We start from the raw sequence: 14,740 nt of genomic DNA on the forward strand, positions 1-14,740 counted from the left end.
TCCCCTGTCTCGCCGGTGTCGAGCGCCTGGCAGCTCATGCACGCTGGCGCGCCCGGTCCTGCAGTTGCCACCACGCTGGCAGCAGCCCCTGTACCTCGGCTTGCGCAAAGCGATCATCGATGAGCCAGACGGTGCCGCGATCGTGCTCGGTGCGAATCACCCGGCCCGCCGCCTGCACCACCTTCTGCATGCCCGGATACAGGTAGGTATAGTCATAGCCGGCGCCGAACATCTGGTCCATGCGCCGTCGCAGCTGCTCGTTGACGGGGTTGATCTGCGGCAGGCCGAGGGTGGCGACGAAGGCGCCGATGAGGCGTTCTCCCGGCAGGTCGACGCCTTCGCCGAAGGAGCCGCCGAGCACCGCAAAGCCCACGCCACGCCCACCCGCCACGAAGCGCCCCAGGAAATCGGCCCGGTGCGCTTCGCTCATGCGACGCGACTGGCACCAGGTGGGGATGTCGGGATGATCGCGCTCGAATTGCTGCAGCGCCTGCTGCAGGTAGTCGAAGCTGGAGAAGAAGGCCAGGTAGTTGCCGGGCCGCTGGGCGTACTGGTGTGCCATCAACGCCGATATCGGCGCCAGTGACGCGGCCCGGCCCTGCCATCGGGTCGAGATGCCGTGCGCCACGTGGACCTCGAGCTGGCTGGCGGTGAAGGGGGAGGCGACGTCGACCCAGGCGGTGGTGGCCGGCAGGCCCAGCAGGTCGGCGAAATAATGCCAGGGGCTGAGCGTGGCCGAGAACAGCGTGCTCGAATGGGCAAACGCGAAGCGCGGTCCCAGAAACGGTGCCGGCGCCACATTGCGGATGCACAGCACCGTATTGCGCAGGTCTTCCCGGGTCAGGTCGAACAGCGAATGGGGGCCGAACGATTCGGCCAGCCGCGCCAGGCTCATCGCCGCGAAATAGAACTCGCGCAGCGCCGGCTCCAGCGGCACGGCGCTGTCGGCCAGGTACTCGGTGATGGCGGCCACCGCATTGGCGAGCGCATCGATGAACCTTGCCGGCGGCTTGTCGAGCACCTGGTAGGGCAACGGCGCATCCTTGCCGGCGGCGGTCCAGGCCCGGCCCAGTTTTTCGAGGGCCTTGCGTACCACCGGCGGCGCCATGGCCTGCGCCGCGCGCAGGTCGCCGCGCGCCAGTTGCGCGCTGTACATGCTGCGCGCGCGCGACACCAGGTTATGGGCTTCGTCGGCCAGCACGCTGACGCGCCAGTCATTGGCCAGCGCCAGGTGGTACAGCATGGCGCCGCTATCGAACCAGTAGTTGTAGTCGCCGACCACGACGTCGCTCCAGCGGGTCATCTCGCTGCCCAGGTAGTAGGGGCAGACGTGGTGCGCCAGGCCGATCTCGCGCAGGGTGGCGCGGTCGAGCAGCGGCGCCTCCAGGCATGCCGCCCGCGCCGCCGGCAGGCGGTCGTAGAAGCCTTGTGCCAGCGGGCAGGAGTCGCCCCGGCACATCCGGTCCGGATATTCGCAGGCCTTCTCGCGCGCGGCCAGCTCCAGCACCCGCAATGGCAGCACGGCCTTGGCCTTGAGGGTGGCGGCGGCGTCCAGCGCCAGTTGCCGCCCCGGGGTCTTGGCCGCCAGGAAGAACACCTTGTCGATGCCATGCCGGGGCGCCGCCTTGAGCGCCGGAAACAGCGTGCCCAGTGTCTTGCCGATGCCGGTGGGGGCCTGCGCCAGCAGGTCGCGGCCGCCGGCATTGGCGCGGAACACGGCCTCGGCCAGTTGCCGTTGCCCGGCACGAAAATCGTCGTGTACGAAGCGCATGGCGCCCAGCGCGGCGTCGCGCGCGTCGCGGTGCGCCAGCTCCTGCATGGCCCAGGCGCTGAAGCGATCGCACTGGTCGGCGAACAGCGCGGCCAGTTCGGCCCGCGTGCGCAGCTCGCTCAACGCGGTCTCCTGCTGGTTGCCGATGTTGAAATAGATCAGCGACAGGTTGACGCTGTCCAGGTCCAGCTGCTGGCACAGCAGGTGACCGTAGACCCGCAGCTGGGCCCAGTGCAGGTGACGCTGGTTGTCCGGGATGCTGGCCAGCTGGCCGCGGTAGGTCTTGACCTCTTCGAGCACGTTGCCGTGCGGGTCGTAGCCATCGGCGCGGCCGCGCACGTGCAGCCGGCCGTGCTCGCCGGCCAGCGCAACTTCGCTGCGGTAGCCGTCGCCGCGCCGCGCGGCCACCAGCGCATGGCCCTGGATGCCTTGCTGGGCGGTGGGCGTGGGAGTGAAGCGCAGGTCGAGGTCGCCGGCCCTGGCGGTGAAGTCGCACAGGGTGCGCACGGCCACCGTAAAGCGCCGCTCGGCGGCCACCGGTGGCGCGCTCATGCGGCCGCCCGTTGCCATTGCAGGTAGCACACCGCCACCGGCATGGCATGCCGGGCGCAGTAGTCCAGCCAGCGCAGCTGGTTGTCCTGCAGCCGGTCGCCCGGGCCCTTGACCTCGATCATGCGGTAGCGCCGCTGCTGCGGCCAGAACTGGATCAGGTCCGGAAAACCGCTGCGGTTCTCGCGGATGTCCTGCAGGATGCGCAGGCACCACAGCTTCAGGTGCGCCGCCGGGATGCAATCGAGCGCCAGTTCGACCAGGTCGCGGCCGATGTACTGCCAATGCACGAATGGTGACTGCAGGCCGTGCTTCTGGTCGTAGGTGTGCAGGATGGCGTCCCGATAGCCGTCGTGCTCGAGCAAGGCCAGGCAGCGATCGAACTGCTCGCGCCGACGGTCCTGGAAGTCGGCGCTGTAGAGGTCGGCCGGACCGCGATGGAACGGATGGAAGAAGGCGCCGGGCACGGCGGCGAACACGGCCTGCCAGCACAGCAGACCGAACAGCGAATTGGCCAGGGTGTTCTCGACGTAGAACACCGGGGCGTCGTCGCGCTGTAGGTGGCTGGCCACCGCGCCCTCGACCCGCAGCCCGCTGCCCTCGGGCAGGCACAGGTCGAGCCGCTCGGCCGGCGCCGGGCCGGGCTTTGCCTGCGGCGCGTGGCCCAGCCTGCGCGCCAGGCGCGGGGCGATACGCAGCAATTGCTGGCGTTCGGCCTCGTTCTCGGGGGCGGCGCGGGCGGCGCACAGCAGGGCAAAGGCCTGCTCGAACTTCTGGTGCTTCTCCAGCACGCGGATGGCGCGCCCGCGGGCGCCCGGGTGGCGACAGGCGGCATAGACCGCATAGGCCTGGTCCCAGTCCTTGTCTTTCTCGAACGACTGGCCCAGCTGGAACATCAGCCGTTGACGCCGGTGTTCGAGCCAGGGGTTGCCGACGCCGCCAGCGGGCAGGGCATCGACCAGCGCCGGCAGGATGTCGGCCGCGGGCTCGCCGGCGTGATAACGCTCGCGGCAGTCATGCAGGCGCAGGTAGTGGTCCAGATCGGCCCGATGGCGAAAGCCGCGCGAATCGGCCGAGAAATCGACCCGCTCGTAGCGGAAGGTACCGAGGTCCGACAGTACGAATTCGGACCAGTCCTGGTTCAGGTTGCCGAAGAACACCAGCCGCAGCCGGTCGCACAGCGGGCGCACCCGCAGGCGCAGCGCGGCGTCGTTCGCATGGCCGATCCAGTGCGAGAATGGGCGCGCCTGGCCATGGGCCGGATCCCGCCGCAGCGCCTCGACCTGCTCGGGCTTGCGGGCCGACCTGAGTGCCGTGGGCAGGGCGAAGGTACGCCCCAGTTCGGGCTTGACCAGCAGCCCGGCCAGCTCGTCCAGCGACAGCACCGGGTCATGCGTGATCCATGCCTCGGGCAAGGCGCGGGCGGCGCTGGCGGGGCAGCCGATCTCGGGGTAGTCGAGCCGGCTGGTGCGAAACAGCTCGCCCTTGCGCATCACCAGCCGCACGAACAGCGCACGCGCTGGCCGTGGCAGCGTCGGAAAGCGCGCCATGAAGTCCAGTTCCTCCTCGACCAGGAGGTCGGCATAGCGTTGGCCGATCCAGTCGAGTGCCTGCTGGAAATTGTTCAGGTAGTAAAAGTGGTGTGCGGGTACCGCGGTCATCGCCAAATCATCGTCAACTGTGTTTTTGTACAGTATAGCGGTGATCCGTGGATTTGGTCCGGGTGTTCATCGCGGCCTGCCGGCAGCGTGCCGGTCATGACGAGCGGCACGCTGCGCCACGATGGAAAATCGTTGCCGGAGGACTTGGTCGCAGACCATGTCGCATCCGTCATGCAACGTCGATCGACGCCAATCGACGGTACCGATGCGATTCAAGCCCGGCGGCGGGCATTGGTGGCAGCGAAGGCCAGCGCTTCCTCGAACGAGGACAGCACCATGTCGACCTGGGCGCTGACGGTGGGCTGGTCCATGATCTCGGGGTCGATGGGCGGCCGGATGGTAAATACCAGCGCCTGCGGCAGGCCGGCACGCAACTCGGCCATGACCTCCTGCCAGCGCTCGTAGGTCTGCCTGAGCGGAAACACGATGAACACCATCGACACCAGCCCCGACTTGCCGGTATCGGGCCGGTTCTCGCGATCCTCGAGAATGATGCTGCGCGCGTCCACGCCGTTGGCGCGCAACGCATGCACCAGCAATTCGCTGAGCAATTCGTCGCGGTCATGCGACAACCCGGCGCATAGCGTCACCGAACGGTCGGGGACATCCAGCGAGCCCTGCCAGCGACCCAGCCGTGCCGTGCGCAGCAGGCGCAGGTGGGCGCCGATGCTGCCGGCGTGCAACGACACCGGGCGCCTGCGCCCGAAACGGCGCGGGGCGGCCGGGTCCGGCACCAGGGTATCGATCAGCTGCAATACGGTCAGCCGCAGCCGCTCCTGCTGCGATGGGTCGATTTGCTGGTTGCGCAGGTCGAGTGCGGCCAGGGCCAGGCCCGGCAGCAGGATCCTGTCGCAATACCGGGCGAAGTTGTGCTTGGCCAGGTACAGGCGGGCGTCGCGGATGATGGCGTCGGATTCGCCGGCCAGCGCACGCTGGTAGAAGCGTTCCGGATGCGTCATGCCGGGCGCTTCGCCGAGCAGGATGGTGATCGGCTCCAGCGCTCCCACGTGACGCCCGGCCACCACCAGGCACAGCGTCAGCGGCGTCGACAGCAGCAAGCCGACCGGCCCCCACAGGCTGCCCCAGAACAGCGCCGAGACGATGATGGCCAGCGGCGACAGGCCGGAGCTGTGACCATACACGCGTGGCTCGATGAAATTGGCCAGCAGCACTTCCAGCGCGACATAGGTCGCCAGGAACGACATCGGCAACCACCAGCCCGAATCGATGGCGGCGATGAACAAGGTCACCGCCAGCCCCGAGGCCAGCGCCCCCAGGTAGGGGACGAAGCGCATCACCCCGCACAATGCGCCCCACAGCACCGCGTGCGGCACCCCGGCCAGCCACAGCCCGATCCCCATGGTCAGGCCGAACACGGCATTGACCACGAACTGCGAAAAGAAGAAACGCGATACACCCTCGGCGGCGTCGCCCAGCGCCTTCATGGTGCGGCTCATCTCGGCGCGCCCGGCCAGGCGCACCACGCGGTCGCGCAGCGATTCCTGTTCGAGCAGGATGAACACCAGCAGCACCAGCACGATGCCGGCCTGGCCGATCGGGCCCCAGGCCAGCGAGAACAGGCGCGCCATGGCGGTGCGCACCGACATCTGGGGCGAACCGGCCTGGGCCGGCGCGGGGGCCGCCTGCGCCGCGTTCCTGGCGGCACGGCCCTTGGGCTGGACCGGGACCGGCGGCGGGATCACCGCGCTCAGCTGTTCTTCCAGTCGGGCGAACGGGCGTTCGGTGAGCGTGCGCACCTGCTCGACTTTTTCCTGGATCGCTGCCCGGTACTGCGGCAGGTCGCTGGTCACGCTGGCCAACTGGAACGCCAGCACCACCGCCAGCGCCACCAGGGCGGCGCTGACCATCAGTACCGAGACGATCGCCGCGGCCACCCGGTTCATGCCCAGCCGGGCCAATTGGCGCACCAGTGGCAGGATCACCAGGCTGAGGATGGTCGCCACCGCCAGCGGTGCCAGCACTTCGCGTCCGAAGTAGAGCATGCCCAGCATGCAGCTGGCGCCGACCAGCGTGGCGGGGGTAAGACGGTCGAGGACGGGACGGTTCTGGTTCATGTGCAGCCGATGAGGTTGACGCTGCAGCTGCAGCGCAGCCGTGCAGTATAACGTCGGGAACTCGAGCGCGGCGGGTCGGATCAGTCATCAAAGCCCGGCGACGCAGGTCGCCATCGATCAACGATTCTCAGCAGGAAGGAGGGGTTACATGACGCGTGCCAAGGCAAAGGTCGATTTTCCGGTCGCGCAGGTCAGGCGGTTCCTGGAGCCAGGTCCGATCGTGCTGGTGTCGTCGCACTGGCAGGACCAGACCGATATCATGACCATGGGATGGCATACCGTGATGGAATTCTCGCCGTCGCTGGTCGGCTGCGTCATCTCGGCGGCCAACCACAGCTTCGAGCTGATCCGCAACAGCGGCCAGTGCGTCATCAACCTGCCTACCACCGCATTGGCCGATACGGTAGTGCGCATCGGCAACACGAGCGGGGCCGAGATCGACAAGTTCAGCCGGTTCGGGCTGACCAGGCAGCCGGCCCGGCGGGTGGCGGCGCCGCTCATTGCCGAATGCCATGCCAACTTCGAATGCCGGATCCACGACGACGGGCTGGTGGAGCGCTATAACTTTTTCATCTTCGAGGTGGTCAAGGCGCATGTGGCGCCCACCCCCCGGTTTCCGGCCACGATGCACTACACTGGCGAGGGCGTGTTCATGACCGCAGGAAAAACCATGCGCCGCCGGGCGTTATTTACCAAAGGTGTCTGAGCCAGGCTGGCGGCAGCACACCTTGCAACACAGGATCGGATGTGGGAAAAGAAATCGACAGCCCGTGCACCTCCAGGTGCAAGCTCAAGGGTGAGGTCTGCACGGGTTGTGGCCGCAGCAAGGACGAAATCAGGCACTGGAAATCCATGAAGCGGTCCGAGAAGAAGGTGGTGGTCGGCCTGGCCGCCACCCGCCTCAAGCAACTCCGGAAAAAATAGCACCGGGCCGTCGCACAGCGCCGGCCACCTGAGCTCACACCCCGGTCGATGCCAGTCGGAGCACGCGCATGGCCTTCTGGTTGAGCGCGGTCATGTGATCCGGAGCACAGATACCCAGGTTGTTGCTGACCACCCCGGTGCATTCACCGGTGGTCGAGGCCACCGTCAGCCAGTGCAACACATGGCGACGTTCCAGCGCATTGAGCTTGCCGGCCGCTGGCGCCTCGTCGCTCAGCGCGATGCATTTGGCCAGGCAGTAGTTGCCCATCAACTGGAATCGCACGAACGACTGGTTGTCGTCGACCTGTTGCAGGTCGGGGCGCGGTTGGTGGTGATAGCCGAGCCCCTCGGTGCTGGACAGGCGCAACAGCAGCAGTCCCAGCGTGTAGTAAAGCTCGTGCGGCGCGGCCTGGTCGCGATAGAGGCCGGCCAGCGACTCGGCCTTGGCCTTGAACTCGCTGGCCATGGGCGCCAGCGCCTCATCCTTTTCCATCTCGGCCACCAGCCTGGACGGCAGTTTGGCCAGCGCATTGCTGCGGGCCGCATCCAGTTCCTGGGGCGAGGCCGCGTCCGTGGGCAATTCGGTGCGCAGCAACGCCGCCCGCACATGCGAATGCTTGAGTACCATCTGGTCGTCGTCGGTGACGTCGCGCAACGCGACCTTGTCCAGTGTCACCACCGGCAAGCTTTCGGTGAAATTGGTGGCCATCTTCTGGATGCAGAAATGCACGCCCTTGATGTCGCTTGACGACAGTTGCTGCGATCTGTCGCCCAGGCATGCGTGGAATGCCTCGATCACGGCCGTGCCCAGCGTGGACGGCGCGGGATGATTGGCGATGACCGCCCTGCGCACGTGCAACGGCACGTCCATGTTCGCCACTTGCGCCGCATCGATCGCTTCTTCCGGCCATTGTCCCTGCCGGGTGGCGCTGGGCGAGCGTATCGAGAAATGTTGCTGCTGCGAATCCTGCACGTTGTGCGGATTCAGGAAGTCCAGTTCGTCGACCGCCAGCACCCGTTGCGCGCCTCCATGCGCGATGACGAAGCCACTCAGGGGGGCATCGTCGGCGTCGTCCGGGTCGGCGCCCCGGTGGTCGAGATACTGCTCGGCCAACGTCATCCGGGCAGCGGTCTGTTCGGGGATCGGGGCCTGTCCGTCCTGCAGCCGCCGCAGGTCGTGAAAATTGCGAAATGGCAACGTGCGCTCGATCAGCGTGCCCCAGGTGGCGGCGGATGACCGGTGCGCAGGTTCGGCGCGCAGGCGCTGCTCGAAACGCTCCAGGTCCCGCGGGAAATCATTGGCACCGTCGACCTTGTTTCGCACCAACGCGGGCCAGTCCTTGTAACGGAGGATCTCGCCTGCCGCCTGGCGCATCGCGGCCGGATCGACATGGGCAAACAGGGCCTGGGCGCTGGCCAGGTGGGACACGATGCCATCGGTCATGTGGACGTCGCCCTCGATGCCTGCCAGCTGCTGTGCCAAGGGTCTCTTCTGGCTGCGCGGCATGGGGTTGAAGAAACCCTGGTCGGCCGTATCGGCCATCAGCCCCTCCAGGCGCAGCGCTTTCTGGGCCTTGTCGGCGCCGGACATGATCACCGTGGCCGCGGCCCCCAGGAAGCGCTCGTCCTGCAGGGGCGCCAGCTCTTCCTGGGCGGCGATCCTGGCCTTGACCGCAGCCGTTGCCGCATCCTTGATATCGCCCGACATCAGCTGCGATTGGATCATGCCCAGCGGCGGGCCGTTCAATGCCAGCCGCACGAAGCTGTCCAGCCCGGGCGTGGCACCAGGCTTGCCAAAGGCATGGGCCAGCATGTCGCGCGCCGCTTCACTCGAAAAGGTGCTCGCGTGGGGCGCCAGTGGATACAGGTTCCTCGTGACCAGTATTTTCAGGGCGGCCGGCTTGAGCGCGGCCAACTGCGGCGCGCTGATCTTGTCGGCGCCGGTGCTGCCGGCGACTTCATCGAACAGCCTGCGGATGGCGTCGTCCGAACCGTCGTGATAGTCCTGCAAGGCCAGCAGCCGCGGCATCAATTGCCGGTATTTCTGCTCCGACATGTCGTGACCGTACAGGAAACGATACATCTGCTTGATCGTGTCGGTGACGGGTTCGAGGATGGCAGGCTGCAGCAGCGCCTGTTTCACCGGCTCCTGCAGCGCGGCGCCGATCTGCTGGCGCGCCTGCTTGCTCAACGCGTTTTCCATTTCCGCGATCGAGGTCGGGATCAGCAATTCACCGTTCGACAGTACCCCATGCAGCTCTTCAGGCCTGAGCGCCGCCAGATTGTTGCCCTGGCTCAATAGCGGCAGCATGGCAACCCGGTGGTAGGTGCAGAATTGCGACAGGAACTCCATGCCGTGGGCATCGATCACCGGCCGGGCGCCCGCCAGCGACATCGCCCCGGTACGCATGTGGCCAGCCAGGGCGCCGAGATCGTCCGGGTCGCTGATCAGGTTCTGTTGCAGCAGCAGGTAAATGGTGGGTTCCAGCACCGCTGCCTGGCGCCGCTGCTGGACGTCATCATTGGCCAGCAATGCCAGGTGATGCGTCACCAGGCGTTGCGCCATATCGCGGTTCTCGCGCCGATTCGGCGCGGCCAGGATGGTGGCTTCGATACGGCCGACCAATGCCTTGGTAAAGCGCGTGGCGGCGGCCACGTCGCTATCTTGCATCGCCGTGGCGCCGCGCAGGTACGGCGGGCTTTCCAGCAGCTTGAGCAGGCGTGCGTCGTGCACCGCGGAGCGCAGCTTGCCGGGTGGTCCCTCCATGTGCCGCAGCAGGTCTTGCTGCAATGCCGGCCGGGCGTCGGACCGCACCTGGCCGAACGCCACGTCGCGCAGCGCCAGGGCGACGTTGTCGCAAGCCGAGGCCATCTCCTGCTCGCGCTCTTCCAACGCGTCGAGTCCTCCGTGATGGAGATAGGAGCGGTCCAGGGTACTGACCTGGTCCTGTCGGTACAGCACCGAAAGCGCCTCGCGCAGTTGCGCGCGCTGCGGCGCCGATGGGGGCAGGTGGACGAATGCATCCTCCACGATGCCCTTGAGGCCGTCGCGTTCTTGCCTGTGCTGCATGGTCGGGTCGCTGCGGCGGTTGCGGTAGTTGAACTTGTCCGGGCGGGTCTTGATGGTGTCGATGACGTAATCGGCAAGAAAGGCGGAATTGGCCTTGAACGGGGACGGCCCACCCTTGAAGGCGGCCTGGTACAGCTCGCCATGGAACTGGGCGTCGTTGTCGCGCAGGACCGCCGCCGATGCCCAGCGGCCGGTCTCCTTTTGCGGCACGATCATCTGGCTTTTCTTGAATTCGAAGATCGATTTCTTGGTGGCGGCGCTGAGGTTGGACGTGGCCAGGTCGATATGCAAGGCCGAGTCGCCGTGCGTGTCGAACAGGAAATCGTGCCACCGCTGTTGCCGCTCTTGCTTGTAAGGCGAAGGCGGCAGCATTGCCATGGCGCTCCTGAAGGTGTCCAGCAGCGAGCCCAGCAAGACTTCGAGCTTGTCGGCGGCCTTATCGGTCTTCTCGTGGGCGCTGCTCTTCAAGGCGTCTTGCAGCAGCGCGCAGGTCTGCGCCGAGGGCTTGTACAACGGGGGATTGCTGCTGGCCGGTGGCAACGGCAGTTTTCCCATCAGGAAGCGTGCCGTGGCCAATGCCTTGTCGCCATTGCGCTGGGGGTCCTTCAACGCCACCGCGAGGATATTGATGACGTTCGACTGTTCGTCGGGCGGTAGCGCGTTCCACTTGGCGTTGAAGGCCGATTTTCCCAGTCGTTGCTGGATCGGCCTGGCATCGCGCGGGACCAGGTCGGCCGCGTCGTTGGAGCGTTGCAGCGACTGCCGCAGTCCGTGCATCGAAAACATGTATGCCCCTGGTTGCACACGGCGCTTGTGGTTCGACGCGCATGCCACCGCGATTCCCCCGCGCCAGCCACCCATGAACACCGTGTCGTTGTTGATTGCCATGGGTGGCATCGACGCGGCGATAAGTTCAGCCGCCGGTTTGGTGGGCAGCCGCTCAGGGCGGGCAGGGTGCTCACAGCGGGCCGGTGAGTTCCTTGTCCAGCAGGATACTGCGCGCCTGCGACCGGTGCGTGTTGGCCCACCGGTTGAGCGCATCGCCCTGTTCGGCGCGTTCGATGATGCTGCCGATGCGCTTGCTGTAGATCGCCGCCAGCGCATCGGCATCCTCGGCCCCCGTCACCGACGGATGCAGCATGGCGCGCGTGACGGGATGCTTGCGGCACTCGTCGAAGACGGCGGCAATGCTCTCGCTAACCTGGTGTGGCTTGGCATTATGCTTGAGCAGCCACGCCACCTGCATGGCCTCGGTGGGCTGTCCGGCGGGCGACACCAGCACCTGGCGCGGACCCGGGCCGGTATCGGCTTGCAGGTTCTCCCTTTCGTTAGGCACGACATCGCGAAAGATGAACGCCGAGGACGCCGAACGCGGCACGTCGCCGATCAGGCCGACGCTGGGCGAGGCCGTTGCAAAGTCCATGTCGCGTGGCGAGAAGAGCGCGGACGGGTAGGGCGCACCGGCGCCTTCGGTAATCGCATACGGATCGCTGACGCGGGCCGGCTGGTTGGCCTGGTGGGCGCTGTCGCGCATGAATCCTCCGCCAAAACCGACCGGTCCGCTGACGCCACGGTCCACCGTCTGGACGCTGATGCGGCCGGCCTGCTCGCAGACCATGGTGTTGAACCGGTCCTGGTTGAGAAAGTCCCATTCGGCAACCACTTCGCCGGCATAGCTGGCCATCAACAGGTTCGAGCGCAGGGCCGCGCCCTGTGGCAGCAGGTCGATCATGCGTTCCTGGAGCTGCAGCATCTGGCGCGAGGCGTCGCGCAGCGGCTGCAGCGCCTGGTGATCGGCCGGGCTGAGGCGTTCGAAACCACCCTTGGGAAACTGCTCCAGCAGGGGGCGGATCGGGTCGCTGGCGCGCAGCGCCGCCACCTTGTCCTTCAGTTCGTTGTAACGCGTCAACTCCATCGTGATCATGGCCGCCACAATGCCGGGCTTGCGCGCCTGCTCGGTGGCCGCCGCCAGCACGTAGGGCCCGACATCGAGTGCGCCGGGGATCACCCGCGAGGCCACCCACAGCGACGACTTGTCGACCACCCACGCGCTGGCCGGGTTGAAGCGCAGGCCGATGTCGTTGAGCAGGCGCGCCGACATCACTTCGTGGAAGCCTGCCGGGCGGCATGCCGTTGGCGCCAGCCCGGGGCTGGGCCGACACTAGAGTTCGATGCGATGCGCCGGCTGGGCCCAGAAGGCCGGCGGCGGGATCTCGCCCATGCCGGCACCGACGTTGTCGACCATGTGTTGCACCCTGGCCGTGCCGGGGATGGCGCAGGTCATGGCGGGGTCGGCCAGCACGAACTTCAGCAGGACCTGTGCCCAGCTGCTGGCGCCGATCTCCTTGGCCCACGGCGGCAAGGGCTTGCTGCGCAGGCCACCGAACAGGTTGCCGCCGCCGAAGGGCCGGTTGGCAATGAGCGCAATGCCGCGCTCGGCGGCGAGCGGGATGATGGTCCGTTCGGCTTCACGCTCGCCCAGCGAGTAATTGATCTGCACGAAATCGATGGCCTCGCCCTTCATGATGCGGGCCACGTCGTCGTAGGCGGCAGAGGTATAGTGGGTGATGCCGATGTAGCGGATCACGCCACGTTGCTTGAGCTCGCGCAGGGTGGACAGGTGGGTGCGCCAATCCTGCAGGTTATGGATCTGCAGCAAGTCGATGGTGGGCGACTGCAGCAAGGACATGGAGCGCTCGATCTGCTCGATGCCGGCCTGTTTGCCGGTGGTCCAGACCTTGGTCGCCAGGAAGGCCCTGGGGCGTTCGCCGGACGCGGCCAGCAATTCGCCCGTGGTCTGTTCGGCGCGACCATACATGGGCGAGCTGTCGAACAGCGAGCCGCCGGCATCGAACAGGGGACGCAATATCCCGCCGAGCGCCTGGTAGGCGCTGCTGCCAGGCGCCACGTCAAAGCCGATGTAGGTGCCGCAGCCGATGACCGGCAGCATTTCGCCGGACGAGGGAATGCGGCGTTTTTGCATGCTGCGCGGGCTCGCCTGTGCCTGCGCCAACGCGCCCGGCAGCAGCGTGGGCACCGCCATTGCCAGGCTGGAGCGCAGGATTCTCGAGCGCATGGCGTTGGCGGGCAATCCGGAATCGGTCATGGGAGCTCCTTCAACGGGGTTCAGGCAGGGGCCAGGCGATTGCCGGCAGCGCCGTGTCAGCGTATCGATGGCGCTGCTGCGGATCAGCTTGGTCCGGGCAGATGCCGTTCAATATTAACTGAATGGCATCGCGCCCGTGGCCGGGGCAGGGCGTTGGGTAAGGCGTAAGGCAGTATCGTGCCCGCCGTGGTCCGGAATTTTCATCGCTTTGGGATAATGCAGGCCGATGCAATGTCCATCATGCTCGCCAGGCACGATGGCGGCGGTCCGTCGGGCCGAGAATGTGTCAATCCAGTCCCCCTGCCGCCTATCCGGGCCGGGGCAAATTCCTCTACTTTCGGGATGATGATGAAACTTGCATTGATGTTAGGCGGGCTGGTGCTGTGCGGCGCCGCCCAGGCGGCCAGCGGCCCGGTGAGCGTTGCCATGAACGTGGTCGATGAGCAGGGCGTAGGCGCCGGCGCCGGCGAAGTCGTGATCACCGAGACGCCGTACGGCCTGGTATTTACGCCAGCGCTGGCCGGGTTGCCGGGCGGCATCCACGGTTTTCACGTCCATGAGAAAGCCGCTTGCGGTCCCGGCATGACCGACGGCAAGCAGGTGGCGGCGCAGGCCGCCGGCGGGCATTTCGATCCCGAGAAGACCGGCCGTCATGCCGGGCCTTACGGCGATGGGCACCTGGGCGACCTGCCGGCCCTGTATGTCAATGCCGACGGCAAAGCCACCTATCCGGTACTGGCGCCACGCCTGCGCACCATCGACCGCATTCGCGGCCATGCCTTGATGGTGCATGCAGGGGGTGACAACCATGCCGATCATCCAGCGCCGTTGGGCGGCGGCGGTGGCCGCATTGTGTGTGGCGTGATCAAGTAGGCGTCTGCATCGACATCGACGGCGCCAGCCGGCGCCGCATCCGCCAGCCCAGGTGTAGCGTGACCCCATGGTCGTGGCCGCACCGGGCTGGTGTTCTGTCATCCCTGCTTTTTCCGATTGGCGGCCGGGCTGGAACAGGCCTTGGGGAAACCGGGATTCCAGGACAGCGTAACCGGCGTTGCGTCCTGACCGGGGCGCGTGCCTTCATGCGGCGAATAATTTGCGCATGCGGAGATTACACTTGTATTTGGCAACCTGGAGAATGGCCCGATTCCACGCTATGTGCTATCGACCAGCCTGTCTTCCTCGCGCGCAACGGACCAAGGGTATATGTAGCAAGTCAATTCAGGCGCTCAGAAAAATCCCTGTATCGGCAGCGGCTTGTGGTTCACGCTCAGGTTGCCTAGTGCGTAGGCCTTGTGCGCCGTGTGATTGTGGGTCGATATGGTGCGGATATTGCGCCAGTGGCGATCCAGGTTCAGATGCGCGAGCGTGGCCGAAGCTCCGGTGATGTCGAACAGCGATGTGGCCGCATGATGCGCGATCCTGTCTACGGTCACCTTGGCCTTTGCGGCGGCCGCTGCCGCGTCTTGCAGGTATGCATCAATGCCTTCGTGTCGCGCCAGAAGGGCGTCGTAGGCGCGAGATCGGAAGAGCGTCGTGTAGGGAAAGAGTGTAGATCTCGGTGGTCGCCGTATCATTAAAAAAAAA

The 14,740-nt window shown here is 66.5% G+C and carries 9 protein-coding genes; 3 read left to right on the forward strand and 6 right to left on the reverse strand.

The features are described 5' to 3' along the window. Positions 1 to 34: 34 nt before the first annotated feature. The 3 genes from PMI40_RS19570 to PMI40_RS19580 all read right to left on the reverse strand — a co-directional run bounded on the left by PMI40_RS19570 (position 35) and on the right by PMI40_RS19580 (position 6,056). Entirely contained in the window at positions 35 to 2,323 is a 2,289-nt protein-coding gene (locus PMI40_RS19570) for an ATP-dependent DNA helicase (RefSeq protein WP_008118957.1), read from the reverse strand. Further along, positions 2,320 to 3,981, reverse strand: a complete 1,662-nt coding sequence (locus PMI40_RS19575) for a VRR-NUC domain-containing protein (RefSeq protein ID WP_008118959.1) — start codon at positions 3,979 to 3,981, stop codon at positions 2,320 to 2,322. Before PMI40_RS19575 ends, PMI40_RS19570 begins: the two co-directional genes overlap by 4 nt. Before the next feature lie 212 nt (positions 3,982 to 4,193). Beyond that, positions 4,194 to 6,056, reverse strand: a complete 1,863-nt coding sequence (locus PMI40_RS19580) for an AI-2E family transporter (RefSeq protein ID WP_008118961.1) — start codon at positions 6,054 to 6,056, stop codon at positions 4,194 to 4,196. A 148-nt stretch (positions 6,057 to 6,204) separates the two neighbouring features. Between PMI40_RS19580 and PMI40_RS19585 the strand changes: the two genes are divergently transcribed. Both PMI40_RS19585 and PMI40_RS23455 read left to right on the forward strand, forming a co-directional pair. After that, positions 6,205 to 6,762, forward strand: a complete 558-nt coding sequence (locus PMI40_RS19585) for a flavin reductase family protein (protein ID WP_008118963.1) — start codon at positions 6,205 to 6,207, stop codon at positions 6,760 to 6,762. Positions 6,763 to 6,803: 41 nt separating this feature from the next. Then, positions 6,804 to 6,980: a DUF1289 domain-containing protein gene (locus tag PMI40_RS23455; RefSeq protein WP_008118965.1), complete on the forward strand. Its 177-nt coding sequence runs from the start codon at positions 6,804 to 6,806 to the stop codon at positions 6,978 to 6,980. Positions 6,981 to 7,014: 34 nt separating this feature from the next. On the opposite strand, the gene PMI40_RS19590 is transcribed toward PMI40_RS23455, so the two are convergent. The 3 genes from PMI40_RS19590 to PMI40_RS19600 form a co-directional block, all read right to left on the reverse strand. Further along, positions 7,015 to 10,836, reverse strand: a complete 3,822-nt coding sequence (locus tag PMI40_RS19590) for a hypothetical protein (protein ID WP_157221623.1) — start codon at positions 10,834 to 10,836, stop codon at positions 7,015 to 7,017. A 172-nt stretch (positions 10,837 to 11,008) separates the two neighbouring features. After that, complete coding sequence (locus PMI40_RS19595; protein WP_008118969.1) at positions 11,009 to 12,151, reverse strand: hypothetical protein; 1,143 nt, start codon at positions 12,149 to 12,151, stop codon at positions 11,009 to 11,011. 60 nt (positions 12,152 to 12,211) lie between these two features. Next, the gene (locus PMI40_RS19600) at positions 12,212 to 13,126 is read right to left on the reverse strand and encodes an aldo/keto reductase (RefSeq protein WP_051001855.1); all 915 of its coding nucleotides are present in this window, start codon (positions 13,124 to 13,126) and stop codon (positions 12,212 to 12,214) included. Positions 13,127 to 13,504: 378 nt separating this feature from the next. On the opposite strand from PMI40_RS19600, the gene sodC reads away from it, so the two are divergent. Continuing rightward, complete coding sequence (sodC, locus tag PMI40_RS19605; protein ID WP_008118973.1) at positions 13,505 to 14,029, forward strand: superoxide dismutase family protein; 525 nt, start codon at positions 13,505 to 13,507, stop codon at positions 14,027 to 14,029. Positions 14,030 to 14,740: the final 711 nt, after the last annotated feature.

The organism is Herbaspirillum sp. YR522 (assembly GCF_000282575.1).
Taxonomy (GTDB): domain Bacteria; phylum Pseudomonadota; class Gammaproteobacteria; order Burkholderiales; family Burkholderiaceae_D; genus Herbaspirillum.

Excerpts from the sequence above, each read along its gene's own strand:
- PMI40_RS19570 (WP_008118957.1), bottom strand. The coding sequence starts at position 2,323 with ATGAGCGCGCCACCGGTGGCCGCCGAGCGGCGCTTTACGGTGGCCGTG.
- PMI40_RS19575 (WP_008118959.1), bottom strand. The coding sequence starts at position 3,981 with ATGACCGCGGTACCCGCACACCACTTTTACTACCTGAACAATTTCCAG.
- PMI40_RS19580 (WP_008118961.1), bottom strand. The coding sequence starts at position 6,056 with ATGAACCAGAACCGTCCCGTCCTCGACCGTCTTACCCCCGCCACGCTG.
- PMI40_RS19585 (WP_008118963.1), top strand. The coding sequence starts at position 6,205 with ATGACGCGTGCCAAGGCAAAGGTCGATTTTCCGGTCGCGCAGGTCAGG.
- PMI40_RS19590 (WP_157221623.1), bottom strand. The coding sequence starts at position 10,836 with ATGTTTTCGATGCACGGACTGCGGCAGTCGCTGCAACGCTCCAACGAC.
- PMI40_RS19595 (WP_008118969.1), bottom strand. The coding sequence starts at position 12,151 with ATGTCGGCGCGCCTGCTCAACGACATCGGCCTGCGCTTCAACCCGGCC.
- PMI40_RS19600 (WP_051001855.1), bottom strand. The coding sequence starts at position 13,126 with ATGCGCTCGAGAATCCTGCGCTCCAGCCTGGCAATGGCGGTGCCCACG.
- sodC (WP_008118973.1), top strand. The coding sequence starts at position 13,505 with ATGAAACTTGCATTGATGTTAGGCGGGCTGGTGCTGTGCGGCGCCGCC.